General features: G+C 72.2%; 20 protein-coding genes. 10 read left to right on the forward strand and 10 right to left on the reverse strand.

All coding sequences use genetic code 11. The annotated features are described in order from the left end of the window. Positions 1-16 precede the first annotated feature (16 nt). On the forward strand, positions 17-376 hold the full coding sequence (locus tag ABZ783_RS22085) for a YciI family protein (RefSeq protein ID WP_357441279.1): 360 nt from the start codon (positions 17-19) through the stop codon (positions 374-376). Positions 377-382: 6 nt separating this feature from the next. Here ABZ783_RS22085 and ABZ783_RS22090 read toward each other — a convergent pair whose 3' ends face one another. Beyond that, positions 383-850 carry a cytidine deaminase gene (locus tag ABZ783_RS22090; RefSeq protein WP_357441281.1) on the reverse strand — a complete coding sequence of 156 codons (468 nt, stop codon included), beginning with the start codon at positions 848-850 and terminating at the stop codon, positions 383-385. A 163-nt stretch (positions 851-1013) separates the two neighbouring features. On the opposite strand from ABZ783_RS22090, the gene hrpA reads away from it, so the two are divergent. After that, positions 1014-5054, forward strand: coding sequence for an ATP-dependent RNA helicase HrpA (gene hrpA, locus ABZ783_RS22095; protein ID WP_357441284.1), 4041 nt, complete (start codon positions 1014-1016; stop codon positions 5052-5054). Here the strand turns inward: hrpA and ABZ783_RS22100 are convergent. Continuing rightward, complete coding sequence (locus ABZ783_RS22100; RefSeq protein ID WP_357441287.1) at positions 5051-5983, reverse strand: LysR family transcriptional regulator; 933 nt, start codon at positions 5981-5983, stop codon at positions 5051-5053. The two genes, hrpA and ABZ783_RS22100, sit on opposite strands and share 4 nt — an antisense overlap. Before the next feature lie 35 nt (positions 5984-6018). Between ABZ783_RS22100 and ABZ783_RS22105 the strand changes: the two genes are divergently transcribed. The 4 genes from ABZ783_RS22105 (at position 6019) to ABZ783_RS22120 (ending at position 11226) form a co-directional block, all read left to right on the forward strand. Continuing rightward, on the forward strand, positions 6019-6750 hold the full coding sequence (locus ABZ783_RS22105) for a succinate dehydrogenase cytochrome b subunit (protein WP_357441289.1): 732 nt from the start codon (positions 6019-6021) through the stop codon (positions 6748-6750). 1 nt (position 6751) lies between these two features. Continuing rightward, positions 6752-8686, forward strand: coding sequence for a fumarate reductase/succinate dehydrogenase flavoprotein subunit (locus ABZ783_RS22110; protein WP_357441292.1), 1935 nt, complete (start codon positions 6752-6754; stop codon positions 8684-8686). Beyond that, positions 8683-9444 (forward strand): succinate dehydrogenase/fumarate reductase iron-sulfur subunit, encoded by a 762-nt coding sequence (locus ABZ783_RS22115; RefSeq protein ID WP_357441295.1) that lies wholly within the window; start codon positions 8683-8685, stop codon positions 9442-9444. The genes ABZ783_RS22110 and ABZ783_RS22115 overlap by 4 nt, the downstream gene beginning before the upstream one ends. Before the next feature lie 639 nt (positions 9445-10083). Then, positions 10084-11226, forward strand: coding sequence for an MBL fold metallo-hydrolase (locus ABZ783_RS22120; RefSeq protein ID WP_357441298.1), 1143 nt, complete (start codon positions 10084-10086; stop codon positions 11224-11226). Here the strand turns inward: ABZ783_RS22120 and dgt are convergent, their stop codons facing one another. Both dgt and ABZ783_RS22130 read right to left on the reverse strand, forming a co-directional pair. Further along, positions 11227-12738 (reverse strand): dGTP triphosphohydrolase, encoded by a 1512-nt coding sequence (dgt, locus tag ABZ783_RS22125; protein WP_357441300.1) that lies wholly within the window; start codon positions 12736-12738, stop codon positions 11227-11229. It abuts the gene before it with no gap. A 71-nt stretch (positions 12739-12809) separates the two neighbouring features. Continuing rightward, on the reverse strand, positions 12810-14072 hold the full coding sequence (locus ABZ783_RS22130) for a nucleotide sugar dehydrogenase (protein ID WP_357441302.1): 1263 nt from the start codon (positions 14070-14072) through the stop codon (positions 12810-12812). A 180-nt stretch (positions 14073-14252) separates the two neighbouring features. Between ABZ783_RS22130 and ABZ783_RS22135 the strand changes: the two genes are divergently transcribed. Continuing rightward, on the forward strand, positions 14253-16661 hold the full coding sequence (locus ABZ783_RS22135) for a Tex family protein (protein ID WP_357441304.1): 2409 nt from the start codon (positions 14253-14255) through the stop codon (positions 16659-16661). A 215-nt stretch (positions 16662-16876) separates the two neighbouring features. Beyond that, on the forward strand, positions 16877-17308 hold the full coding sequence (locus ABZ783_RS22140) for a hypothetical protein (RefSeq protein ID WP_357441306.1): 432 nt from the start codon (positions 16877-16879) through the stop codon (positions 17306-17308). A 6-nt stretch (positions 17309-17314) separates the two neighbouring features. On the opposite strand, the gene ABZ783_RS22145 is transcribed toward ABZ783_RS22140, so the two are convergent. The 3 genes from ABZ783_RS22145 to ABZ783_RS22155 are packed head-to-tail and all read right to left on the reverse strand — an operon-like array spanning position 17315 to position 20212. Further along, complete coding sequence (locus ABZ783_RS22145) at positions 17315-18268, reverse strand: DUF389 domain-containing protein (protein WP_357441308.1); 954 nt, start codon at positions 18266-18268, stop codon at positions 17315-17317. 58 nt (positions 18269-18326) lie between these two features. After that, positions 18327-18971, reverse strand: a complete 645-nt coding sequence (locus ABZ783_RS22150; protein WP_357441311.1) for a GNAT family N-acetyltransferase — start codon at positions 18969-18971, stop codon at positions 18327-18329. Then, positions 18968-20212: a glycosyltransferase family 4 protein gene (locus ABZ783_RS22155; RefSeq protein WP_357441314.1), complete on the reverse strand. Its 1245-nt coding sequence runs from the start codon at positions 20210-20212 to the stop codon at positions 18968-18970. The genes ABZ783_RS22150 and ABZ783_RS22155 overlap by 4 nt, the downstream gene beginning before the upstream one ends. Positions 20213-20323: 111 nt before the next feature. On the opposite strand from ABZ783_RS22155, the gene ABZ783_RS22160 reads away from it, so the two are divergent. Both ABZ783_RS22160 and ABZ783_RS22165 read left to right on the forward strand, forming a co-directional pair. Continuing rightward, positions 20324-21478: a DegT/DnrJ/EryC1/StrS aminotransferase family protein gene (locus ABZ783_RS22160; RefSeq protein ID WP_357441316.1), complete on the forward strand. Its 1155-nt coding sequence runs from the start codon at positions 20324-20326 to the stop codon at positions 21476-21478. Further along, positions 21475-22062 (forward strand): sugar transferase, encoded by a 588-nt coding sequence (locus ABZ783_RS22165; RefSeq protein ID WP_357441319.1) that lies wholly within the window; start codon positions 21475-21477, stop codon positions 22060-22062. The genes ABZ783_RS22160 and ABZ783_RS22165 overlap by 4 nt, the downstream gene beginning before the upstream one ends. A gap of 61 nt (positions 22063-22123) precedes the next feature. Here the strand turns inward: ABZ783_RS22165 and wecB are convergent, their stop codons facing one another. The 3 genes from wecB to ABZ783_RS22180 are packed head-to-tail and all read right to left on the reverse strand — an operon-like array spanning position 22124 to position 25414. Next, positions 22124-23248, reverse strand: coding sequence for a UDP-N-acetylglucosamine 2-epimerase (non-hydrolyzing) (gene wecB, locus ABZ783_RS22170; protein WP_357441321.1), 1125 nt, complete (start codon positions 23246-23248; stop codon positions 22124-22126). 13 nt (positions 23249-23261) lie between these two features. Continuing rightward, on the reverse strand, positions 23262-24389 hold the full coding sequence (locus tag ABZ783_RS22175) for an NAD-dependent epimerase/dehydratase family protein (protein ID WP_357441323.1): 1128 nt from the start codon (positions 24387-24389) through the stop codon (positions 23262-23264). Beyond that, a complete protein-coding gene (locus ABZ783_RS22180; RefSeq protein ID WP_357441325.1) occupies positions 24383-25414 on the reverse strand; it encodes a polysaccharide biosynthesis protein in 1032 nt (343 codons plus the stop codon). The genes ABZ783_RS22175 and ABZ783_RS22180 overlap by 7 nt, the downstream gene beginning before the upstream one ends. Between the last annotated feature and the right edge of the window lie 450 nt (positions 25415-25864).

Genomic DNA, 25864 nt, shown 5'->3' on the forward strand with positions numbered 1-25864 from the left:
CTCCTACCCTGGGAGCATGCGATTCGACCAGCACACCGTCGTCCTCCTGGTCCGTCCCGACGACCCGCCCGAGCTGCCCCGGGACGCGGCCGACCGCTTGCAGGACGCGCACCTGGCCCACCAGGCCGGGCTGGCGGAGCAGGGCGCCCTCCTCGCCGCCGGCCCGTTCCTCGGCGGCGACGACGAGCGGATCCGTGGCTTCGCCGTGCTCTCCGTGGACCCGCAGATGGCCCGCGAGCTCTACGCCAACGACCCCGCCGTACGGGCCGGGCGGCTGGTCGCCCAGGTGATGAGCTGGCTGGTGCCGGAGGGCAACCTGCGCTTCGAGCAGGTGCCGGTCCCCCGGTCGATGCTGGAGGTGGCGTCGGGCGACTGACCCGGCTCAGTCTTCCGGGGCCTGGCGGCTGCCCGGCACCACCGGCATCGGCCACACCCCGGTCCGCGGCACGGCCGGCACGTCCAGCTGGTGGTCCGACCAGACGTATGTCTCGGGCAGCAGATCGGTCACCGGGACCGCGCGCAGCCCGTCCGGCGGGCCGACGATCACCTTGATCGACGGGAAGTAGTCGGCGAGCACCTGCCGGCAGCGACCGCACGGCGCGAGAACGCCCCGGTTCCGGTCCCCCACCGCGACGATGGTCTCCAGGTCGCCGGCGCCCTGCGTGGCGGCGGCACCGATCGCCACCAGTTCCGCGCACGGTCCGCCGGTGAAGTGGTAGACGTTCACCCCGCTGAACACCCGACCGTCGGTGCTTCGCACGGCGGCTGCGACGGTGTGGTTGTCACTGCGGCAGCGCAGCTTGGCAACGGCCATGGCGGCCTGCACCAGTGCCCGGTCGGTGTCGCGCATGATCATCCCGTCCGTCGTCAACCTCGATCGGCGGCCACTTTAGCCCGGCGCCCCGGCCCGACCTGGGACGGCACGCGCGGGGACGTGGTCGGGGCGCGGCACCCCGGCCCGGCCGGTAACCCGGGAGCGCTGCGCCCGGCGGCTGCCTATCCTTGGCGACGACATGCAGAATCCAGCCGCACCCGCCGCACCCGAGGCCGTCCGCGAACTGCACCGCCGCCTCTCCCCCCTGATGTTCCGCGACCAGCGCCGGCTCCAGCGGCGGCTGGACGGGGTCCGGAAGCTGCGGGACCCGCAGCGGCGCGACTCGGCGCTCGCCGAGATCGCCACCGAGGTGGCGCGGGCGGAGGCGCGGCTGGCCGCCCGGCGGGCCGCCGTGCCGGCGGTCACCTATCCGGCGCAGCTGCCGGTGAGCGAGCGCAAGGACGACATCGCCGCCGCGATCCGGGACCACCAGGTGGTGATCGTGGCCGGCGAGACCGGCTCCGGCAAGACCACCCAGCTGCCCAAGATCTGCCTGGAGCTGGGGCGTGGGATCAACGGGCTGATCGGGCACACCCAGCCCCGCCGGCTCGCCGCGCGTACGGTGGCGGACCGGATCGCCGAGGAGCTCGGCACCGAGCTGGGCGACGTGGTCGGCTACAAGGTGCGCTTCACCGACCAGGTCAGCGAGCAGAGCCTGGTCAAGCTGATGACCGACGGCATTCTGCTGGCCGAGCTGCAGACCGACCGGATGCTGCGCCAGTACGACACGCTGATCATCGACGAGGCGCACGAGCGCAGCCTCAATATCGACTTCATCCTGGGCTACCTGAGGCAGCTCCTCCCCCGCCGTCCCGACCTCAAGGTGGTCATCACCTCGGCGACCATCGAGACCGACCGGTTCGCCCGGCACTTCGCCGACGCCGAGGGCAACCCCGCGCCGGTCGTCGAGGTGTCCGGGCGGACCTACCCGGTCGAGGTGCGCTACCGGCCGCTGGTCGAGGTGACCGAGGCCGAGGAGGAGGCCGACGAGGAGAACGTCCGCGACCAGATCCAGGCCATCGGCGACGCGGTCGAGGAGCTGGCCGCCGAGGGGCCGGGCGACATCCTCGTCTTCCTCAGCGGCGAGCGGGAGATCCGGGACACCGCCGAGGCGCTCGGCAAGCTGGTGGGGAAGAAACGGTCCCTGCTGGGCACCGAGATCCTCCCGCTGTACGCCCGGCTCTCCACCGCCGAGCAGCACCGCGTCTTCGCCCCGCACGCCGGGCGCCGGGTGGTGCTCGCCACCAACGTCGCGGAGACCTCGCTGACCGTCCCGGGCATCAAGTACGTGGTGGACCCGGGCACCGCCCGGATCTCCCGCTACTCCAGCCGGCTGAAGGTGCAGCGGCTGCCGATCGAGCCGATCTCCCAGGCATCGGCCAACCAGCGTAAGGGCCGCTGCGGGCGTACCTCGGACGGCATCTGCATCCGCCTCTACGACGAGCAGGACTTCGAGTCCCGACCCGAGTTCACCGACCCGGAGATCCTGCGGACCAACCTCGCCTCGGTCATCCTCCAGATGACCTCGATCGGGCTCGGCGACGTCGGGGCGTTCCCGTTCATCGACCCGCCGGATCGGCGCAACATCACCGACGGCGTCAACCTGCTGCACGAGTTGGGCGCGCTGAACCCGGCCGAGACCGACCCGGCGAAGCGGCTCACCCCGCTGGGCCGGCGGCTGGCCCAGCTCCCCGTCGACCCGCGGCTGGCTCGGATGGTGCTGGAGGGCGAGCGGAACGGCTGCGCCACCGAGGTGATCGTGATCGCGGCGGCGCTCTCCATCCAGGACCCGCGCGAGCGGCCGGCGGAGAAGCAGGCCCAGGCCGACCAGGCGCACGCCCGGTTCGCCGACCAGGAGTCGGACTTCGTCGCGTTCCTCAACCTCTGGCGGTACCTGCGCGAGCAGCAGCGCGCCCTGTCGTCCAGCGCGTTCCGCCGGATGTGCAAGGCGGAGTACCTCAACTACCTGCGGGTCCGCGAGTGGCAGGACATCGTCAGCCAGCTGCGCCAGGTGCTGCGTACCCCGGAACCGGGTGACGGGCGTCGGGGCCGGCGCGGCGGCCCGGCGGCCGAGCCCGACGGAGCCGGTGGCCGGCGCGGAGCCGGGGCGGACCTGCCGGAGGAGATCGACACCCCGAAGGTGCACCAGTCCCTGCTGCCCGGCCTGCTGTCCCACATCGGGCTCAAGGACGCGCAGAAGCACGAGTACCTGGGCGCACGCGGGGCGAAGTTCGCGATCTTCCCCGGCTCGGCGTTGTTCAAGAAGCCGCCGCGCTGGGTGATGGCCGCCGAACTGGTGGAGACCACGCGGCTGTGGGGCCGGGTCGCCGGCCGGGTCGAGCCCGAGTGGGTGGAGCCGCTCGCCCAGCACCTGGTCAAGCGCAGCTACAGCGAGCCGCACTGGGAGAAGCGGCAGGCCGCGGTGATGGCCTACGAGAAGGTCACCCTGTACGGCGTCCCGATCGTCACCTCCCGCAAGGTCAATTTCGGCCGGATCGATCCGGCGCTGTCCCGGGAGCTGTTCATCCGGCACGCCCTGGTGGAGGGCGACTGGCAGACCCACCACCAGTTCTGGCGGGACAACCAGCGGCTGCTCACCGAGGTGGAGGAGCTGGAGAACCGGGCCCGGCGCCGGGACATCCTGGTCGACGACGAGACGATCTTCCAGTTCTACGACGAGCGGATCCCGGCCGACGTGGTCTCCGGCCGGCACTTCGACTCCTGGTGGAAGAAGACCCGCCGGGAGCAGCCCGACCTGCTCACCTTCACCCGCGACCTGCTGGTCAACTCCGGTCGCGGCGGGGTCGACGAGGCGGACTACCCGGACGAGTGGCGGGCCGCCGGGGTGACCCTCCCGCTGACCTACACCTTCGATCCGGGCACCCCGACCGACGGGGTCACCGTGGACATCCCGCTGCCGCTGCTCAACCAGGTGCCGGCGGAGAGCTTCGACTGGCAGGTGCCCGGGCTGCGCGAGGAGTTGGTCGTCGCGCTGATCCGGTCGCTGCCGAAGGCGGTCCGGCGCAACTTCGTCCCGGTGCCCGACTACGCCCGGGCGGCCCTGGCGGCGATCGTCCCCGGCGAGGAGCCGCTGCTCGACGCGCTCACCCGGCAGCTGCGCCGGATGACCGGGGTGACCGTCCCGCCGGACGCCTGGGACCTGGCCAAGCTGCCGCCGCACCTCCGAGTCACCTTCCGGGTGCTCGGCGAGGACGAGAAGCCGGTCGCCGAGGGCAAGGACCTGCCGGCCCTGCAACGCCAGCTCCGCCAGGAGGTACGCCAGGTCGTCGCCGCCGCCGCGCCGGACGTGGCCCGGACCGGGCTCACCGAGTGGAGCTTCGACACCCTGCCGCGCACCATCGAGCAGGTCCGCGCCGGGTACGCGGTGACCGCGTACCCGGCCCTGACCGACGAGGGCGCCACGGTCGGGGTGAAGGTGTTCGACTCCCCGGCCGAGCAGGAGGCCGCGCACTGGGCCGGCACCCGGCGACTGCTCCGGCTGACCCTGCCGTCGCCGGCGAAGTTCCTGCAGGGCCGGCTCAGCAACGAGGCCAAGCTGGCGCTCAGCCGCAACCCGCACGGCGGGGTGCAGGCGCTCATCGAGGACGCCACCGGCGCGGCGATCGACAAGCTGATGGCGGACGCGGGCGGCCCGGCCTGGGACGCCGACGGGTTCGCCGTGCTGCGTGACAAGGTCCGCGCCGACCTGGTCGACACCGTGGTCGACGTGATGGGCCGGGTCCGTCAGGTGCTCGCCGCCGCGTACGCGGTGGAGCAGCGGCTCGGCGCGACGAGGAACCTGGCCGTGGTGGCCGCCCTGGCCGACATCCGCAACCAGCTCGGCGGCCTGGTGCACAAGGGCTTCCTCACCGAGGCCGGGTACGCCCGCCTGCCCGACCTGTTGCGCTACCTCACCGCGATCGAGCGGCGGCTGGACCGGTTGCCGGGCAACCCGCAGCGGGACAAGCAGCAGCAGGACCGCATCGCCGTGGTGCAGCGGGAGTACCAGGACCTGCTGGCCGCGCTGCCGCCGGCCAAGCGGCAGTCGGCGGCGGCCCGGCAGATCCGGTGGATGATCGAGGAGCTGCGGGTCAACGTGTTCGCCCAGGCGCTCGGCACCCCGTATCCGGTGTCCGAGCAGCGCATCTACCGGGCGATGGACGAGGCCGAGGGGCGTTAGGGCAGGGGCTCCACACCGGGCGGGAGCTGGTTGTCGGCGGTCGCGTCGTGGACGTACTCCAGCAGGATGCGGCGCAGCTCGCGGCCGGCGTGGGTGGGCACCACATCACGGCGGCGGGCCACCCCGATGGTCCGCCGTACGCCGGGCCGGGTGAGCCGGGTGACCCGGATGCCGGGCCGGCGGGCCACCGCGATGCCGGGCACCAGCGCGACGCCGAGCCCCGCCTCGACGAAGCTGAGCACCGCGTCCAGCTCGCCGCCGTCCACCGCGAGCCGGGGCTCGAAGCCGGCCTCCCGGCACGCCTGGAGGGTGGCGTCGCGCAGGTCGTAGCCCTCGCGGAACATCACCAGCGGTTCGTCGCGCAGGTCGGTGATGCGCAGCTCGCCGGTGACCGGGTCGGCCGGTAGCGGGTCCACCGAGGCGACCACCAGGCTCTCCCGCAGTATCGGGTCGGCGCGCAGCCCCGGATCGGTGCCGGCCGACGGCATGATGATCAGCGCCAGGTCGAGGTCGCCGCGGAGCAGGTCGCGGACCAGGTCCTGGGAGCCGCCCTCCTCCACCCGCAGATCGACGGTGGGATGGGCGTCGCGGAACCGGCGCAGCACCGGCGGCGCGAGCGAGGTGGCGAGGCTGGGCGTGGCGCCGAGCCGGACCCGGCCGCGGCGCAGCCCCACCAGCTCCTGCACCTCGCGGGTGGCGGTGTCGACGTCGGCGAGGATCCGCTTGGCCAGCGGCAGCAGCACCTCGCCGGCCGCGGTGAGGGCGATGTTGCCCCTTACCCGCTCGAACAACGGGGCCCCGAGGTCGGTCTCCAGGGCGTGAATTTGCTTACTCAACGAGGGCTGGGTAATGCCCACGAGGTCGGCAGCTTGGGTGAAATGTCGTACTTCTGCGACCGCGACGAAGTACCGGAGCTGATGGAGCTGCATCTAGATAGCTTATGGCTATCAAGACTGCGCAGTCGATGCATTGGACGACTGATCAAAGTGCTCCTAGCGTCGGTCGCGTGGTAATCACCAAAACTCGGTCGCCCATCCGCTCCAACGTCGGCCTCAAGGTCGTCATGGCGGTGACGGGCATTCTCCTCGTGCTGTTCCTCGTCGTGCACATGCTCGGCAACCTGAAGATCTTCACGGGCGAGACCTCGTTCGACCACTACGCGCACTGGCTGCGCGAGCTCGGGACGCCGCTGCTGCCGTCGACCTGGTACCTGTGGATCCAGCGCACCGTGCTGACCGTGGCCGTGCTGGTCCACATCGGGGCCGCCACCGTCCTGTCGATGCGCGCCCACGCCGCCCGCCCGGTGGCGTACGCGCACCGCCGCAAGGTGCACGTCAACTACGCGGCCCGCACGATGCGCTGGGGTGGGGTGATCATCCTGCTCTTCGTGATCTACCACATCCTGGACCTGACCACCGGTCACCTGAACCCGCAGGGCGACCTGAGCAACCCGTACGGCAACGTGGTCGCCGACTTCGCCCCGGAGCGCTGGTACGTCACGCTCTTCTACGCGCTGGCGGTCATCACGCTCGGCTTCCACCTGCGGCACGGCGCCGCCAGCGCGTTCCGCAGCCTCGGCCAGCAGACCCCGAAGGGCGAGCGCCGGGCCCGAACCGCCGCGCTGGTCTTCGCCGTCGTGCTGGTCGCCGGCTACCTGGTGGTCCCGTTCGCCGTACTCACCGGATTGGTGGCCTGACATGGATCTCTACACCGAAGGCGACCCGATCGCCGACACCAAGGCCCCGGACGGCCCCATCGAGACCCGCTGGGAGCGCCGCCGCTTCGAGGCGAAGCTGGTCAACCCGGCCAACCGCCGGAAGCTGACCGTGATCGTGGTGGGCACCGGTCTGGCCGGCGGCTCCGCCGCGGCGACCCTGGCCGAGCAGGGCTACCACGTCAAGTCCTACTGCTACCAGGACAGCCCGCGCCGGGCCCACTCGATCGCCGCCCAGGGCGGCATCAACGCGGCCAAGAACTACCGCAACGACGGCGACTCGGTGCACCGGCTCTTCTACGACACCGTCAAGGGCGGCGACTTCCGCTCCCGGGAGTCGAACGTGCACCGGCTGGCCGAGGTCTCGGTCAACATCATCGACCAGTGCGTCGCCCAGGGCGTGCCGTTCGCCCGCGAGTACGGCGGCCTGCTGGACACCCGCTCGTTCGGCGGCGCGCAGGTGCAGCGCACCTTCTACGCCCGGGGCCAGACGGGCCAGCAGTTGCTGCTCGGCGCGTACCAGGCCCTGGAGCGGCAGATCGGCCTGGGCAACGTGGAGATGAACGCCCGGCACGAGATGCTGGAGCTGGTCGTCGTCGACGGCCGGGCGCGCGGCATCGTGGTGCGCGACCTGGTCACCGGTGAGATCACCACCGAGATGGCCGACGCGGTGGTGCTCGCCTCCGGCGGTTACGGCAACGTCTTCTACCTCTCCACCAACGCCAAGGGCTGCAACGTCACCGCCTCCTGGCGGGCGCACCGCAAGGGCGCGTACTTCGCCAACCCCTGCTACACGCAGATCCACCCGACCTGCATCCCGGTCTCCGGCGACCACCAGTCGAAGCTGACCCTGATGAGCGAGTCGCTGCGCAACGACGGCCGGGTGTGGGTGCCGAAGGCCAAGGGCGACGACCGCCCCGCCAAGGACATCCCCGAGGACGAGCGCGACTACTACCTGGAGCGGATCTACCCCTCCTTCGGCAACCTGGTCCCCCGCGACATCGCCTCCCGCGCCGCGAAGAACGTCTGCGACGAGGGGCGTGGCGTCGGCCCGAGCGGGCTCGGCGTCTACCTGGACTTCGCCGACGCGATCAACCGGCTCGGCCGCAAGGCCATCGAGGCGAAGTACGGCAACCTCTTCGAGATGTACGAGCGGATCACCGGCGAGGACCCGTACGAGGTCCCGATGCGGATCTACCCCGCCGTGCACTACACGATGGGTGGCCTCTGGGTGGACTACGACCTCCAGTCGAGCATCCCGGGCCTGTTCGTGATCGGTGAGGCGAACTTCTCCGACCACGGCGCGAACCGGCTCGGCGCCTCGGCGCTGATGCAGGGCCTGGCGGACGGCTACTTCGTGCTGCCGAACACCCTGCCCAACTACCTGGCGGGCGCCGGTTCGTTCGAGCAGGTCGACGCCAGCCACCCCGAGGTGGTGGCGGCCCGCGCGGCCGTCGAGGAGCGGATCCAGAAGCTGCTCTCCATCAACGGCGACCGGACCGTGGACTCGTTCCACCGGGAGCTGGGCCAGATCATGTGGGAACACTGCGGCATGGAGCGCAGCGACGCCGGGCTGCGCAAGGCGATCGACGAGATCCGCGCCCTGCGCGAGCAGTTCTGGCAGCGGGTCCGCGTCCCGGGCGACGGCGAGGGGCTCAACCAGTCGCTGGAGAAGGCCGGCCGGGTGGCCGACTTCTTCGAGCTGGCCGAGCTCATGTGCATCGACGCCCTGCACCGCGAGGAGTCCTGCGGCGGCCACTTCCGGGCCGAGCACCAGACCCCGGACGGTGAGGCGCAGCGCGACGACGACCGGTTCGCCTACGTGGCGGCCTGGGAGTACACCGGCGACCAGCCCGTGCTGCACAAGGAAGACCTGCAGTTCGAATACGTCCACCCCACGCAGCGGAGCTACAAGTGAATCTGACCCTGCGCATCTGGCGCCAGCAAGGCCCTGAGGACAAGGGTCGGATGGTGACCTACCAGGTCGACGACGTGTCTCCGGACATGTCCTTCCTGGAGATGCTCGACGTGCTCAACGAGCGGCTGATCCTCCAGGGCGAGGAGCCGGTCGCGTTCGACCACGACTGCCGCGAGGGCATCTGTGGCATGTGCAGCCTCATGATCAACGGCGAGGCGCACGGGCCGCAGCGCGGCACCACCGCCTGCCAGTTGCACATGCGGCAGTTCTCCGACGGCGACACGATCGACATCGAGCCGTGGCGTGCCCGGGCCTTCCCGGTCGTCAAGGACCTGGTGGTCAACCGGAACGCCTTCGACCGGATCATCGCCGCCGGCGGGTACATCACCGCGCCGACCGGCAGCGCCCCGGAGGCCCACGCCAGCCCGGTGGCCAAGGCCGACGCCGACGCCGCCTTCGAGTCGGCCGCCTGCATCGGCTGCGGCGCCTGCGTGGCGGCCTGCCCGAACGGCTCCGGCATGCTGTTCACCGCCGCCAAGATCACCCAGCTGTCGCTGCTGCCGCAGGGCCAGCCCGAGCGGTACACCCGGGTGATCGGCATGGTGGACGCGCACGACGAGGCCGGCTTCGGCGGCTGCACCAACATCGGCGAGTGCGCGGCGGCCTGCCCGAAGGGCATCCCGCTGAACACCATCGGCCGGCTCAACCGGGACTACCTCAAGGCGACCGCGAAGCGCGCCGGCACCCCGGGCTCCTGAGCCCCGCGGCGGGTCCGCCCGCCGTCCGACCCCACCGACCGCCGCACCCACCTCAGGGTGCGGCGGTCGGCCTTTCCGGGGTACGCCGTGTCACGGCCAGGACATCTCCGGTGACCTCCTTTCGAGCTGAGTCGGCTGTGCTGTCGCGGCCGGAGCGGTTGCCGTCTCGGAGCGGTGCTGGGCCCGGGGTGGCGGGGCCAGGGCCGGCGGGGGCATCGGAGGTGGGCGGCGACCCTGCCAGATTCGCTCACCGGCCGGGCTTGAATCGTTGGCGATATCAGCTCCAAAGGGAGCGGAGACCTGGTGCGTCAGTCGCAGCGCGGCCGGAGCCGCCCGGAGCCGAGCGACGGGCGGCGGCCGGTTCAAGTCACCCCTCGCGGGTAGCAGTCCCATGGACGGCACCGAAGAGGGGACAAACAGGCATGAAGACACTGCGTACCCACCGGCTGCCGCTGGCGCAGGCGCCGCAGGCGTACGAGATGTTCCAGCAGAAGCGGGACGGCTGCGTCAAGGTCGTGCTCACGCCGTGAGCCGGACGGTGGTGATCAACGGAAGCGAACCGGCGTGCGGGTGGCTACCGTGTACTCGGCGGCGGCCCGGGCGGCCGCAGGGGTCTGCGGGACACGGGAGGGGACGGCGATGGGCACAACCGAGGAGCAGGCGGTCGAGCGGGCGCTGGGCCGGCGGCTGTGGCGGATGGCCGGCGTGGCCGCCCTGGCCGGGGTGGCCTGGGTGGGCCGGGACGTGCCGCTGCAGCTCGGAGGCCGGCTCACCGGTGCCCGGGCGGCCCGTGCCGCCCGCTCCCCCCAGTTCCGCGACGGCACCTTCCACAACCCGGCGGGCACCCGGACGATGGTCGCCGACCCGGGCCGCAACCTGCTCAGGGAGCTGCTGTTCGGCAAGCAGAAGCGGCGGCCGGACGGCCCCGTCCCGCTGCTGCGGCCGGCCGACCCGGCCCCGGCGGACACCGCCCGCGAGCTGAGCATCGTCTGGTACGGCCACGCGTCGGCCCTGGTCGAGATCGAGGGGCACCGGGTGCTGCTCGACCCGGTGTGGAGCGACCGCTGCTCCCCGTCGGCCCGGATCGGGCCGCGTCGCATCCACCAGCCGCCGGTACGCCTCGACGAGCTGCCCCCCGTCGACGCCATCCTCATCTCCCACGACCACTACGACCACCTGGACCTGGCCACCGTGCGCGGGCTGCTGGCCCACCAGTCCGCGCCGTTCCTGGTCCCGCTCGGCGTCGGTGCGCACCTGGACCGGTGGGGCGTACCGGCGGGGCGGATCGTCGAGCTGGACTGGTCGGAGAGCCACCGGGTCGGCGGGTTGACGGTCACCGCCACCGCCGCCCAGCACTTCTCCGGGCGCGGGCTGCGCCGCGACGGCACGCTGTGGAGCTCCTGGGTGGTGGCCGGGGCGCACCGGAAGGTGTTCTACACCGGCGACTCCGGCTACTTCGACGGCTACGCGGGCATCGGCGCCGAGCACGGTCCGTTCGACGTCACGCTGATGCAGATCGGCGCGTACGACCGGGCCTGGCCGAGCATCCACATGTTCCCAGAGGAGGCCGTCGCCGCCCACCTCGACCTGCGCGGTTACCTGCTCCTCCCGGTGCACTGGGCCACCTTCAACCTCGCCCTGCACGACTGGTCCGAGCCGGTGGACCGGCTGTGGGCCGAGGCGAAGGCTCGCGACGTCCGGCTGGCGGTGCCACGCCCGGGCGAGCGCGTCGTGGTGGACGACCCGCCGCCGGTGGACGGCTGGTGGCAGGCGGTCGCCTGATCAGAGCACGAAGGCGTCGGTCCAGAGCGCGCCGGAGCGGCCGGAGAGGGCATCCAGCATCGCCACCGCCTGCCCGTCGGTGAGCTGGGCGACGAAGTCGACGATCGCCCGGCCGCGGGCCCGGCCGATCCGGTCCGGCGTACGCGGGTGCAGCTCCGCCTCCGCCAGTTCGACGAGGTCGTGCAGCCGGCGGGGCAACCGGGACTCCTCCTCCGGGTCGAGCAGCCACTCCCAGAGCGCCTCCACCAGGCTGCCCAGCAGCCGCGCCTGGCCCCGCTGGTGCAGGGCCAGGTCGGGGCGGGCCAGCACGAACCGGTGGTGGACGAACTTGAGCACCTGCACCTCGTGCCACTGCGCCTTGGCCAGCAGCACGTGGCCGGAGCGCACGTCCGGCTCCGGGGTCAGCGTGATGGCCTCGACGAACCGGGTGGACCAGCGGGCGGAGAAGCGGGCCACGTACTGCTCCGCCTCGATCGACCCGTCGAACGGCAGCGCCAGCAGCCCCTCCACCAGTTCCTCGCGGACGTGTTCCACGGCAGCGGCGAACGCCTCGTCGTCGGCGATCCAGGCGTCCTTGCGGTGCAGCTGGCGGCGCAGCCGTTCGATGGCCGCCCCGGGGCGCCGGCCGGCGGCGGTCAGCGCGGCGCCGGTGATCGCCCGGAAGTGGCCGCTCTCCCGCTGCCAGGCCATCAGCTCGGCGGCCACCGCGCCCTGCTGGAGCACCCCGACCCGGTAGAAGTCCTCCACGTCGTGGATGGCGTACGCGATGTCGTCGGCGGTGTCCATGATGGACGCTTCCGGGGTCTGCTGCCAGTCCGGGATCCGGCCGGCGAACGGCTCCCGGGCCTGCCGCAGGTCGTCCACCTCGGTCCGGTACGCGCCGAACTTCGCCGACCCGCTATCCGGGTCGTCGGGCGGGGCGGCCGCGCCGCGGGGCGCCGGGTGGAGGTGCCGCGGGTGCGGGTCCGGGTGGTCCAGGCGGGTCCACGGATACTTCAGCATCGCCGCCCGGACCGCCGCCGTCAGGTCCAGGCCGGTGGTCGCCGCGCCCCGGATCTCCGTACTGGTGACGATCCGGTACGACTGGGCGTTGCCCTCGAAGCCGTCAGGCAGCCCGAGGCGCTGGCGGGCCAGCCGGTCCAGCACCCGCTCCCCCAGGTGCCCGAACGGCGGATGGCCGAGGTCGTGGGCGAGCGCCGCGGCCTCCACCACGTCCGGGTCGCAGCCACCCAGCTTCTCCAGCAGCTCGCGGTGCGCCTCCTCGACGGTCAGCCGCTCGGCGATCGCCCGAGCCACCTGGGCGACCTTCAGGCTGTGGGTGAGCCGGTTGTGCACCAGCAGGCCGGACCCGCCCGGGCTGACCACCTGGGTCACCCCGCCCAGGCGGGTGAAGAACGGCGACGCGACGATCCGGTCCCGGTCGGCCCGGAACGGGCTGGCGGCCAGGTCGCCGAGCGCCCGGGCGCTGCCGCCGAAGAGCCGCCGGGCCCGCGGATCCGCAGGTTGTTCCATGATCGCCCACGGTAGCGCAGCGAACCGGCCAGCAGCGACGGGTCGGCGTCCGGGCCGGGCGGCCCGGTGTCCTACAGGCGCTCCACCGCCGGCCCCGCGCACCGGTTACGGGTGTCGAAGACATAGCGCCCGTGCCTGGTCACCATGTCGTAGTCGAAGACGTCGTGATCCGTCACCACGACCACCGCGTCGGCCGCGGCGACCTCCTGTTCGGTCAACCGCACCACCAGCACCCCGCCGGGGATGTGGTGCGGCTCGGCGTACGGCTCGACGGCCCGGACCTCCGCGCCGAGGTCGCGCAGCCGCCGGGCCACCTCCACGGCCGGCGAGTCGCGCATGTCGCCGGTGTTCTTCTTGTACGCCAGCCCGAGCAGCAGCAGCCGGGCACCGCTGACCGCGCGGCCGGTCCGGTTGAGCCCGGCCATGATCCGTTGCGTCACGTGCTCGGGCATCTCGTGGTTGACGTCGTTCGCCAGTTCGATGAAGCGGAACTGCCGGCCCAGCCGCCGCTTCACCTGCCAGGAGAGGTAGCAGGGGTCGATCGGCAGGCAGTGCCCCCCGACGCCGGGCCCGGGCCGGAACGGCATGAACCCGAACGGCTTCGTCTCGGCGGCCTCGATCGCCTGCCACACATCGATGTCCAGATGGTGGGAGAGCATGGTGAGCTCGTTGATCAGGGCGATGTTGACCTGGCGGAAGGTGTTCTCGATCAGCTTGGTCAGCTCGGCCACCCGGGTCGAGGCCACGGGCACCGTGCGCGCCACGAGGCGGCGGTAGAACTCGTCCACCCGGGCCAGCGACGCCGCGTCCACCCCGGAAACCACCTTCGGGGTGTTCTCCAGCCGCCAGGTGGGGTTACCCGGATCGATGCGCTCCGGGCTGTAGCCGAGGTGGAAGTCACCCGGGCTGCGCAGTCCGCTGGCCGACTCCAGGAGCGGACGCAGCAACTCCTCGGTGGTGCCCGGGTACGTGGTCGACTCCAGCACCACCGCGCAGCCCGGTCGGACGTACGGGCCGATGCCGATGCCGGCCTGCTCCACGTAACTCAGGTCCGGGGTGCCGTCCCGCAGCGGGGTCGGCACCGTGATCACGCAGACGTCGAAGCCCTCGGCATCGGGGTACTCCGCGCTCGGCCGGTACCGGCCGCTGCTGAGCGCCCGGCCGAGCCGGTCGGCCGGGATGTCCTCCACGAATGACTCACCCGACGCGAGCCGCTTGACGCGGTCGGTGTCGACGTCCAGACCGACGACGTCCATGCCCGCTTCGACGGCCCGCATGGCCAGCGGCAGACCGACGTAACCCTGGCCGATCACGACCAGCTTCTCAGCACTCACCCGGGCTCCAGTTGGACGGAGGAATCACCTGGTTAGGAGGCTAGAGGGACTTCTGATGCCGTAAGTCCGTTTTCGTGATATCGGCGGCCGATCCACGCCGGTGGGTGCGCCGGGGCGCGGAGCGTCCGGGGCGGACGGCAGAATGCACGACGGAACCCACCCGAGAAGGCGGATCAGATCGTGACCCAGTCTGTTCATCAGCGGATCGCCGACGAGCTCAGCGTCGCCGAACGCCAGGTGCGGGCGGCCGTGGAGCTGCTCGACGGCGGCGCCACCGTGCCGTTCATCGCCCGATACCGCAAGGAGGCCACCGGCTCACTCGACGACGCGCAGCTGCGCACCCTCGAGGAGCGGCTGCGCTACCTGCGCGAGCTGGACGAGCGACGCGCCGCGGTGCTGGAGTCGATCCGGTCCCAGGGCAAGCTCGACGAGGCGCTGGAAGCGCAGATCATGGCGGCCGACTCGAAGTCCCGGCTCGAGGACATCTACCTGCCGTACAAGCCCAAGCGGCGGACCCGGGCGCAGATCGCCCGCGAGGCCGGGCTGGAGCCCCTCGCCGACGCGCTGCTCGGCGACCCGACGCTGGACCCGCGGGACGCGGCCGCCGGCTATGTCGACGCGGACCAGGGGGTGGCCGACCCGGCCGCCGCGCTGGAGGGCGCCCGGGCCATCCTCATCGAGCGGTTCGCGGAGGACGCCGACCTGATCGGCACGCTGCGGGAGCAGATGTGGTCGCGGGGTCGGCTGGTCTCCCGGGTACGCGACGGCCAGGAGAGCGCCGGCGCCAAGTTCGCCGACTACTTCGACTTCGCCGAGCCGTACCCGAAGCTCCCCTCGCACCGGATCCTCGCCATGTTGCGCGGCGAGAAGGAGGGCGTGCTCGACCTGACCATGGACCCGGAGCCGGAGGGTGACTCCGACGCCGTGGCCAGCGGCCCGACCCGGTACGAGGCGGCGATCGCCGGCCGGTTCGGGGTCAGCGACCAGGGGCGCCCGGCGGACAGGTGGCTGACCGACACGGTGCGCTGGGCCTGGCGGACCCGGATCCTCATCCACCTCGGCGCGGACCTGCGGATGCGCCTCTGGCAGGCGGCCGAGGAGGAGGCCGTGCGGGTGTTCGCGACCAACCTGCGCGACCTGCTGCTCGCCGCGCCCGCTGGCACCCGGCCCACCATGGGCCTCGACCCGGGCCTGCGGACGGGCGTGAAGGTGGCGGTGGTGGACGCCACCGGCAAGGTGGTCGCCACCCACACCATCTACCCGCACGAGCCGCGCCGGCAGTGGGACGCCTCGATCGACGTCCTCGCCAAGCTGGCCGCGGCGCACCGGGTGGAGCTGATCGCGATCGGCAACGGCACCGCCAGCCGGGAGACCGACAAGCTGGCCGGCGACCTGATCAAGCGGCACCCGGAGCTGAAGCTGACCAAGGTGGTGGTGTCCGAGGCCGGCGCGTCGGTCTACTCCGCCTCCGCGTACGCCTCGCAGGAGCTGCCCGAGCTGGACGTGTCGCTGCGCGGCGCGGTCTCCATCGCCCGCCGCCTCCAGGACCCGCTCGCCGAGCTGGTGAAGATCGACCCGCGCTCGATCGGCGTCGGGCAGTACCAGCACGACCTGTCCGAGGTGAAGCTGTCCCGCTCGCTGGACGCGGTGGTCGAGGACTGCGTCAACGCGGTCGGCGTCGACGTCAACACCGCCTCCGCTCCCCTGCTGACCCGGGTCTCCGGCATCGGCGCCGGGCTGGCGGAGAACATCGTGCTGCACCGGGACGCCAACGGGCCCTTCCGCACCCGGGCCGACCTGAGGAAGGTGCCCCGGCTCGGGCCGAAGGCGTTCGAGCAGTGCGCGGGTTTCCTGCGGATCCCCGGCGGCGACGACCCGCTGGACTCCTCCAGCGTGCACCCCGAGGCGTATCCGGTGGTGCGGCGGATCCTCGCCCACACCGGGCAGGACGTCCGCTCGCTGATCGGGCAGAGCAGGATCCTGCGCGGACTGAAGGCGACCGACTTCGTCGACGAGACGTTCGGCCTGCCCACCGTCACCGACATCCTCGCCGAGCTGGAGAAGCCCGGCCGCGACCCGCGCCCCGAGTTCCGGACGGCGACGTTCGTCGAGGGGGTCGAGACGATCGGTGACCTGAAGCCCGGGATGGTGCTGGAGGGTGTGGTCACCAACGTGGCCGCGTTCGGCGCGTTCGTCGACGTCGGCGTGCACCAGGACGGTCTGGTGCACGTGTCGGCCATGTCGCACACCTTCGTGAAGGACCCGCGGGACGTGGTGAAGTCCGGCGACGTGGTCCGGGTCCGGGTGCTCGACGTCGACGTACCCCGCAAGCGCATCTCGCTGAGCCTGCGGCTGGACGACGAGGCGCCCGCCGGCGGTGGCCGCCCGGCTGACGGCCGGCGGGAGCGCGGTGGCCAGGGCGGCGGCGCGCGGGGCGGCGGTCAGGGCGGCGGCCAGGGCGGTGCGCCGCGCGGGGACCGGGGCGGCTCGCGCGGTGGGCCGCAGCAGCGGCCGGGGCGCGGCGGCGGAGCACCGGCCCCGGCCAACGGCGCCATGGCGGACGCGCTGCGCCGCGCCGGCCTGGCCTGAGCCTCGGGCCACGCTGTCGAGCTGATGTCGTCAACGGATCGCCGGAACGCGTCAGCTCGACAGCGCGACCGGAAGCGGACCGCCCGGAGCTGACGGCACCGGCGGGCGGACCGGGCGCGCCGGTTGAGGCGGCGCGGGCACCGGACGGCTCCCGGTCAGCCGTCCTGCGAGCGCGTCCCGGCGGCGGCCGGCGAGGCCCGCGTACCGTGGCAGGCGTGGCGGACGACGGCCTGGAGTGGCGGGAGCGGCAGCGCCGCGCGGTGCGGGCGCACGCCGAGGCCGACGCCCGGCAGCGCGCCGCCGAGCAGGCCGAGGCGGCGGAGTTGGTGGCCCGGTTCGCGGCCGAGGCGACCCGGCGCGGCCTGCGCCCGGACCGGCTGACCGTGACGTCCTACGACGGCCGCGCCCGCTACCGCACCCGCCTCACTGGGTGGTACGTGGACCGGGCGCGCAGCCGGGCGGTCGACGCCGAGGGCCGGTTCTACCTGCTGACCGTGCCGCCCAGCCTCCGCTCGCGGCTGTTCGGGGCCGACCCCGAGCCGTCCCCGCCGCCACTGGTTGTCGGGCGCGGTGGCCGGGACGGGGAGTCGATGCCGCTGCGGGACCTGCTCACCCGGCGGCTGGCAGCTGGCGACGACTGGGGCTGAGCCGGCTCAGCCCCCGGCGGCCCGGTACCCGGCCGCCCGGTGGCGGATTCGCCACCACCACAGCTGCTGTACGACCAGGGTGGCAAGGCCGGCCAGCACGATCGCGAGCAGGTTGATCATCAGCTGGAGCGACGAACCTGCCGCCTCCTGCCATACGCCGTACGCCGCCGCCACGGCCACGTTCGCGGCGGCCGGCACGGTGGTCACCGAGATCAGCACCCCGACCAGCGCGCCGGACTTCTTCGAGGTCAGGGAGAGCATGCCGGCGACACCGGCGAGCAGACCGACCACCCAGGAGAGTGCGTCCGGCCGCCAGATGAAGTCGGTCAGCGGCCGGGGCGCCAGCAGGGTGGCCCGGCTGACCAGACCTGCCGCGGTCAACGCCCAGGTGCTCAGCACAGTCACCAGCATCGCGGCCAGGAACCCGACGACCAGGGCCTGCACCGACCGGCCGACCACCCGCCAGTTGCGCCGCAGCAGTGCGACGCTGAGTGCGGCGAGCGGGCCGAATTCGGGGCCGACCACCATCGCCCCGACGATCAGGATCGGCTGGTCGAGCAGCACGCCGATACCGGCGATCATCGTGGCCACCATGATGAGAGCCAGGAACGTCCCGCTGAGCACCGTCTGCTCGCCGGTCTTCGCGGCGATTTCGTCCCAGACCAGGGCATCCTCCCCGTGCCCCGGCGCCTCCCGGGCGGCCCGTTCCGCCGCCGCCGAGAGCGTCACCTCGACGTCGTCGGCGGAGATGCCGCCGCGCGCCTCGACACCGAGTTCCTGGAGCCGCCGCAGCACGCCGTCGGCGCTCTCCCGGACCACGTCGCACAGCACCAGGTCGCCCGGCGGTTGCCGCGCGGCACCGGACAGCACCGCGAGGTGGGTGACGCCGGGTTCCGCGGCCAACATGTCGACCACTGCGGACGACCGGTCGGACGGTGCGATCACCCGGAGGTGCAACACGGCGGGTACTCCCTGCGGTCGGGCGGCTCACACGCCGCCGGTCGCCGCACTGTACCGATCAGCCGGCCGGCTCGCCCACGCGCGGCACGGACGGCGTGGCCGAGATGGCGTAGCAGTTCATCCGCCGCCCTTCCCGGGTGGTCCAGCTGCCCCGCAGCGTCCAGCCCGCCCGCTCGTAGAAGGCGTTCACCCGGTCGTTGCCGTCCGCGTCGGTGGTCAGGTACGCCGAGGCCACCCCCCGCCGACGGACTCCCTGCCACCAGGTGTCGATGAGCCGTCGCCCGTGCCCGCCGTGCTCGGCTGCGGGGTCGACGCAGATCGAGCTGAGCAACGCCCCCCGGGTCTCGACCGGCGCATCGCCACGGTAGGCGACCCCACGCAGCACCCGCAGTGCCACCGCCGGGCGACGGAGCACCGCCGGCATGCTCGCCAGCGCGAGCCGCGGGCCGCGCTGCCGCAGCAGCCGGCGGAAGAACAGCTCCGGGGCGACGGTGCCGACGACCATGCCGACCAGCTGGCCGTCGGGGTCCCGAGCGACCGCGGTGACCGCGTCGGGGTCTTGGACGAAGCCGGCGTAGAACTCGCGTAGGAAGGGCTCGCCGAGAGTGGACAGGAAGAACCGGTCGAACGCGCGGACGTGCAGCGCCGCGGCCCGGCGGACGTCACCGGGGCGCAGGACGTCGAGGTCGCCGACCGGGCTCATCGGCGCCCGCCCGCCCAGGCGGCCGCGCGCAGCGCCTCCTCCACCCGTCGTACCCCGGAGGCCAGGGAGTACTCCCGGTCGTAGAACTCCCGGCCGTCCCGGCCGAGCAGGTCCAGCTTCTCGCGTCCCAGCCCGCACACCACACGGACGGCGTCGGCGATCGAGTGGGGGTCTCCGGGCCGGGCGGTGATCCCCGCACCGCTCGCCGACGCCACCGCTGCGGCGTCACCATCCGCTGCGACAAGCAGCGCGCGGCCGGCGGCGAGGATCGCCTGGACCTTGCTCGGCATCGTGTACGCCGACATGCCGGTGGGCCGGAGGCTGACCACGTGCGCATCGCCGGTGCGCAGCAGCGCCGGCATCCGCTCGGCCGGTAGCCGGCCGAGGAACCGCACGTTCGACAGCCCGTGCTGCGCGACCTGCCGACGCAGGCGTTCCTCGCACCCCCCGGAGCCGGCGAAGAGGCAGACCAGCCGTGGGTCGTCGACCATCGCCACGGCGTCGACGAGGGCGTCGAGCCCCTGCGCCTCCCCCATCGTCCCGGCGTACACCAGGACGATCTGGTCGTCGCGCAGGCCCAGCTCCGCACGGAGGTCGCCCGGAGCGGCCGCAGGCTTCTCGTCGGCCCACATCGGAATGTGCACCAGCTTGTGCTCAGGCACCCCCCGGCGGACCAGCAGCTCACCGACACTGGGCGAGATGTACGCCACCTGGGCGGCGGACCGGTACATCGCCGCGCACCAGCCGGCCATGCCCCGGGCCAGCAGCGCGCCCCGCCGCCCCGCGCCGAGGAAGCCGCTGGCCTGCGCGCTGTCCGGCCACAGGTCGAGCACGTGCAGCACCACCGGGATCCGGTGCGCGTAGCGGGCGAACCACATCGGCAGCGAGACGGTGATCGGGGAGTTGCTCACCCAGAGCGCGTCCAGGCCCCGCAGGGCGTCGGTGCCGGAGGCGAGGGTCGAGGCGGCGAAGGTGCCGTAGGTGGCCAGCCGGCGCAGCGGGGAGTCGTCGTGGCTCGGGTAGAGCGCGACCCGGCGGATCCGCACCCCCTCGGCGTCCACCTCGTCCTGCCGCCGGCTCATCCGGTAGCCCGGGGCCAGCCGGCCGGTCGGGTAGTTCGGGAAGCCGGTGAGGACCTGGACCGTGTGGCCGCGTCGGGCGAGGCCGCGCGCGAGCGTGCCGGGCAGCGCCGCCGGCCCCGGCTCGGGGTCGTACCACTGGGTCAGCAGACCGACCCGCATTCGTCACCTCACGAACCATATTCGCAAATAGGCAAATAGTCACCAGAAGGGGCGAAGGGAGTTTAACCTCCGACAAGGCAAAACAGACCAAGGCAGCAAAGAGGAGTTTTGGTGGGAGACAGCAGCCTTCCCTTCGCGTTGCCTGACATCGGCGAGGAGGAGATCGCTGCAGTCACGGCCGCCCTCCGCTCCGGATGGCTCTCCAGCGGGCCGTTGGTGCCGCGCTTCGAGCAGCGGTTCGCCGAGGAGTGTGGACCGGGGATCAGCGCCGTCGCGGTGAACTCGGCGACCGCCGGCCTGCACCTGGCCCTGGAGGCGCTCGGCGTCGGGCCGGGCATGGAGGTGCTGGTGCCGACCTGGACCTTCACCGCCACCGCCGAGGTCGTCGTGCACCTGGGCGCCGAACCGGTGCTGGTCGACGTCGACCCGGTGACCCTGCACATCGACTTCGTCGACGCGGCAAGGAAGGTCACGCCACGGACCGTCGCGGTGCTGCCCGTGCACTTCGCCGGCCAGCTCGTCGCCCCGGCGCAGCTGCGGGCGTTCGCCGAGCGCCACCAGCTGGCCGTGGTCGAGGACGCCGCCCACTCGTTCCCGGCGAGCAGCCAGGGAGTCGCCGTCGGAGCCGGACCGAGCGCGGCGACGGTGTTCAGCTTCTACGCGACGAAGACGATCACCACCGGCGAGGGCGGGATGGTGGTCACCCGCGACCCCGACCTGGCCCGGCGGATCCGCACCACCCGGCTGCACGGATTCGACCGGGACGGCTTCGACCGCTACCGCAGCGACCGGCCGGCGTGGCGGTACGACGTGGTCGAGGCCGGCTGGAAATGCAACCTCACCGATCCGGCGGCCGCGCTCGGCCTGGTCCAGCTCGACCGCGCGGAGGCCATGCGAGCGCGCCGCGAGGAGATCGCCGGCTGGTACCACGAGGCCTTCGCCGGACTCCCCCTCGACCTGCCCACGCCGGCTCCCGCCGGCGACGTGCACGCCTGGCATCTCTTCGTGGTCCGGCTACGCCCGGAGGCGGCACCCGGCCGGGACGGGTTCATCCAGGAGATGTCCCGCCTCGGCGTGGGCTGCAGCGTGCACTTCATCCCGCTGCACCAGCACAGCTACTGGCGGCACCGGTACCACCTCACCGATGCCATGTTCCCCGTCGCCAGCGCGGAGTTCGCGCGCGTGGTCAGCCTGCCCATCTTCTCGGCCATGACCGACGAGCAGGTCGACCGCGTCATCACGACCGTCCACAAGGTGCTTCAGTGATCAAAAGACTCTTCGACGTCGTCGTCGCGGCGGCGGCCCTGATCCTCTGCGCCCCCGTCCTGGCCGTGATCGCCCTGGCGATCCGGCTGGACGACGGCGGGCCGGTGCTCTTCCGGCAGGAACGCGCCGGCCGGGCCGGGCGCAGCTTCCACATCCGCAAGTTCCGGACCATGCGGGCCGGACCCGGCGCCGCCGTCACCGCTGACACCGACGCCCGGATCACCCGGGTCGGCCGGCTGCTGCGGGCGAGCAAGCTCGACGAACTCCCCCAGCTCTTCGACGTGCTGATCGGCCACATGAGCCTGGTCGGTCCGCGCCCTGAGGTCCGCAGGTACGTCGACTGCTGGCCGCCGCTGGCCCGCTGGCGCATCCTGTCGGTGCGGCCGGGCATCACCGACCCGGCGTCGATCACGTACCGCAACGAGTCAACGGAGCTGGCCCGGGCGCCGCAGCCGGAGGAGTACTACGTGTCGGTGGTGCTGCCTCGCAAGGTGGAGATGTACGTGCGCTACGTCGAGACCCGCAGCTTCCTCGGCGACCTGCTCATCCTCGCCCGAACCGTGCAGGCGGTCATCGGCCGCTGACCTCACCTGACAGGGCCGGGGACCTCGTGGCCCCCGGCCCTTTTCTCGTGGCTCGGACGGGTCAGCGACGGATGCCGTCCCACTCGTGGTGCCGGCGGACGGTGGAGAGGATGAAGTCGACCACCCGGCGGGAGGTGTCGGTCACCTGGTAGTCGGCCGGGCAGGGCACGCCGTCGGCAGCGACCTGCTCGACCACCACGCCGACCGCCTCCACGACCCCCGTCGGGTCCAGGCCGGTCATCACGATGCCGCCCGCGTCCAGCGCCTCCGGCCGCTCGATCGACTCGCGCAACGTCACCGCGGGGAAGCCGAGGATCGCGGACTCCTCACTGATCGTGCCGCTGTCGGAGAGCGTGCATCGGGCCAAGCGCTGCAACTGGACGTAGTTGATGAGCCCGAACGGCTCGTGGAAGGTGATCCCGTCGAGGGTCAGCGCATCGGCCGCCAGCACCTCCAGCCGCTTGCGGGTACGCGGATGGGTGGACACCAGCACCGGCAGGCCCCAGGCGTCCCGGACGGCCCGCAGGCAGTCCAGCAGCCGGCCCAGCCGGTCCGGCCGGTCCACGTTCTCCTCCCGGTGCGCACTGACCAGGAAGTACCCGCCCTCGTCCAGCCCGAGCTGGTCGAGCACCGTCGAGCGCTCGATGTCCGGCAGGTAGTGCGTCAGCACCTCCCGCATCGGCGACCCGGTGTGCAGGATGCGCCGCGGGTGCAACCCCTCGGCGAGCAGGTTGCGCCGCGCGTGCTCGGTGTAGACCAGATTGAAGTCGGCCACGTGGTCGACCAGCCGGCGGTTGGTCTCCTCCGGCACGTTGAGGTCGAAGCAGCGGTTGCCCGCCTCCATGTGGTAGACGGGCACCCGCATCCGGCGGGCCATCAGGGCGGCGATGCAGCTGTTGGTGTCGCCCAGCACCAGCAGGGCGTCGGGCCGGACCTCGGCGATGGCGTCCTCCATGCCGATCAGCACCCCGCCGAGCACCCGCCCCAGCGACGAGGTGTCCACCCGCAGGAACCGGTCCGGCTCACGCAGCCGCAGCTCGGTGAAGAACACGTCGGACAGCGAGTGGTCCCAGTTCTGCCCGGTGTGCACGAGGACGTGGTCCACCGTACGGTCCAACCGGTCCAACACCCGGGACAACCGGATGATCTCCGGACGCGTACCGACCACCGTCATCACTCGGGTCATGCCTGCTCCTTCCCTACGCCGCCGCCACGGCCGGCTCCGCGATGGTCAACTCCACCGGCTCGGGCCAGGTGTCGGGTCGGGCGGGGTCGAAGACCTCGTTGGTCCAGAAGAGGGTGAGCAGTTCCGCCGAGCCGGTGTTCACGATGTTGTGCACCCACATCGTCGGCATGTCCACCACCACCGGCTCGGCGCCGTCCACCGGGAACCGGACGACGGCGTCGTCGCCGACGCGGCGCAACCGGATCTCGGCGCTGCCCCGCAGCACGCAGAACCGCTCCACCTTGGCGAGGTGGAAGTGCTCACCCCGGACCACCCCGGGACGACTGGTGGAGCAGAACGTCTGGCCGCCGCCACCGTGCACCTTGACCGTCTCGACCAACTCGCCGCGCGCGTCGGCGCGGCGGGTGAGCGGCAGCGGGTAGTGCGCCGGAAAGCAGTGCGATCGGTAGGTGTTGAACAAGCGGACGGCGTGCCGATCGGTCAGCGGTGGTATCTCGCCGCCCCGGTACAGCGCCGCGAATCCGGCGAGCCGGTCGGCCAGTTCCCGCACCCCGGTACGCAGCCCCGGCATGCCGGCGTCCCACGAGTCGCCCGCTGGCGCGCCCATCAGCCGGGCCGCCGCGTCGGTGACGTGCACCAGGGTCAGCTCCCGGTCCTCGTGCACCTCCGGCGACCGCTGCTCGGCGAGCATCCGGCAGAAGGTGGCCACCACGGAGTTGTAGTAGGGCAGGCCGTGCTCGCCGTACAGGTTGGGCAGCTGCACATCCACCAGGTCGGGACGGGCGGCCGCCAGGGTGACGGCGGCGACCGCCTTGGAGTCGCCGTACGGGGTGCCGTTACCCGCCTGCACCGAGTTGGCGAAGACCACCGTCCCGGGCTGGGTGGCGCAGCGGCGCAGGCCGCGGACGAGTGCGGCAGCCAACTCGACGTTCCCGGCAGCCACCTCCCGCGGGTCACCCCGGTTCACCCCGGCCAGGTGCAGCACCCGGTCGACACCGTCCAGCTTCGCCGCCAGCGTCGCCTCGTCGAGCAGCTCGGCGCGATCGATCAGGACCGGGTCCGGCCAGCCCAGGGCGCGGGCGAGCACCCGGACGTGCCAGCCGAGGAAGCCCTGGCCGCCGGTGAGCGCGAGCCTCAGCACGCCAGCACCGGATCCCGCAGGGCCAGCTCCGCGCGGATCTCCGGCAAGGTGCGCAGCAGGTCCATGATCTGGGGTACGTCCAAGCGCGGCGCATTGGCCGAGTTGAAGTCCTCGGTCGCCTTCTCGCCGAGGGCGCCCTCTGAGACGTACAGAGCGTAGTTGAGGTCCCGCGCGTCCAGCGGCACTCGGAAGAAGTCGCCGAAGTCGTGCGCCTGGGACAGTTCCTCGCGGCTGGCCAGCGTCTCGTCCCACTTCTCGCTGTGCCGGACCCCGATCACCTCGAGCTTGAACGGCACGTCGAAGAGCTGGCAGACCGCCTCGGCGAGATCCCCGATGGTGCACGCCGCGGCCTTTCGGATGAAGACGTCACCAGGGCGGCCGTTGTGGAATGCGTGCTCGACCAGCTCGACCGAGTCGGTCAACGACATGAGAAAGCGGGTCATGGTCGGATCCGTCACGGTGAGCGAACGACCGGCCTTGATCTGCTCGACGAAGAGCGGGATGACGGAGCCACGCGAGTACATGACGTTGCCGTACCGCACGCACGACACGACGGTCCCGCTGTCCGGGTTGTTCCGGGCGTACGCCTGGGCCACCTTCTCCATCAGGGCCTTGCTCATGCCCATCGCGTTCACCGGGTAGACGGCCTTGTCGGTGCTGAGGACGACCACCGAGCTGACCCCGCTCTCCGCGGCGCCCTCGATCACGTTGGCACTGCCCAGGATGTTCGTACGAACGGCTTCCAGCGGAAAGAACTCGCAGGACGGCACCTGCTTCAGGGCGGCGGCATGGAAGACGAAGTCGACGCTGCGGGTCGCTCGCAGCACGCTGTCCCGGTCCCGCACGTCGCCGACGTAGTAGCGCAGCCGCTCGTCGCCGAACACGCGCCGCATGGCGTCCTGCTTCGCCTCGTCGCGGCTGAGGATGCGCACCTCGGCCACATCCCGGTCCAGCAGCCGACGCGCCATGGTCTGTCCGAAGGAACCGGTCCCGCCGGTGATCAGCACCCGGCTACCCGCAGTCATCAAGCTCATTGTTTCTCCCGTTCGTCCCCGACGGGCGGTCGCACCCGCCAGTACGGCGGATCACCACGCGCTGTTTCGAGCCGGACGCTCGCGCCCGATGGGCACGAGGACGGCCTCGACCGATACGGCCACCCGGGTCAACGACGGGCCCCAGCAGCGGATACGTGTTTCCCACAAATGCCACGAAAGGCCGTAATCATCTAAACGTCTCGACCGTTTTCATAGCGGACACTTGCGGAATCACACTCTTCAACGCCGTTTGACTGGTAGAACGGTTTCGTGCTGCCCGCTGGCGGGCTCCGTCGGCTCAGACGTCCGCCGAGAGCCCACCCCTGCGCGGGCCTCCTGACCCGTCACCGAAGGAGTTTCATGCCGCGCGGTAACTCGTCAGGCTCGAATCGACGCCGAGTGCGGACGCGCCTGGCTCGCCGGCTGTGCATCCCAACCGTC

Origin of the sequence: Micromonospora sp. NPDC047738, assembly GCF_040642675.1 — a bacterium.
In the GTDB taxonomy this organism is placed as follows: Bacteria; Actinomycetota; Actinomycetes; order Mycobacteriales; family Micromonosporaceae; genus Micromonospora.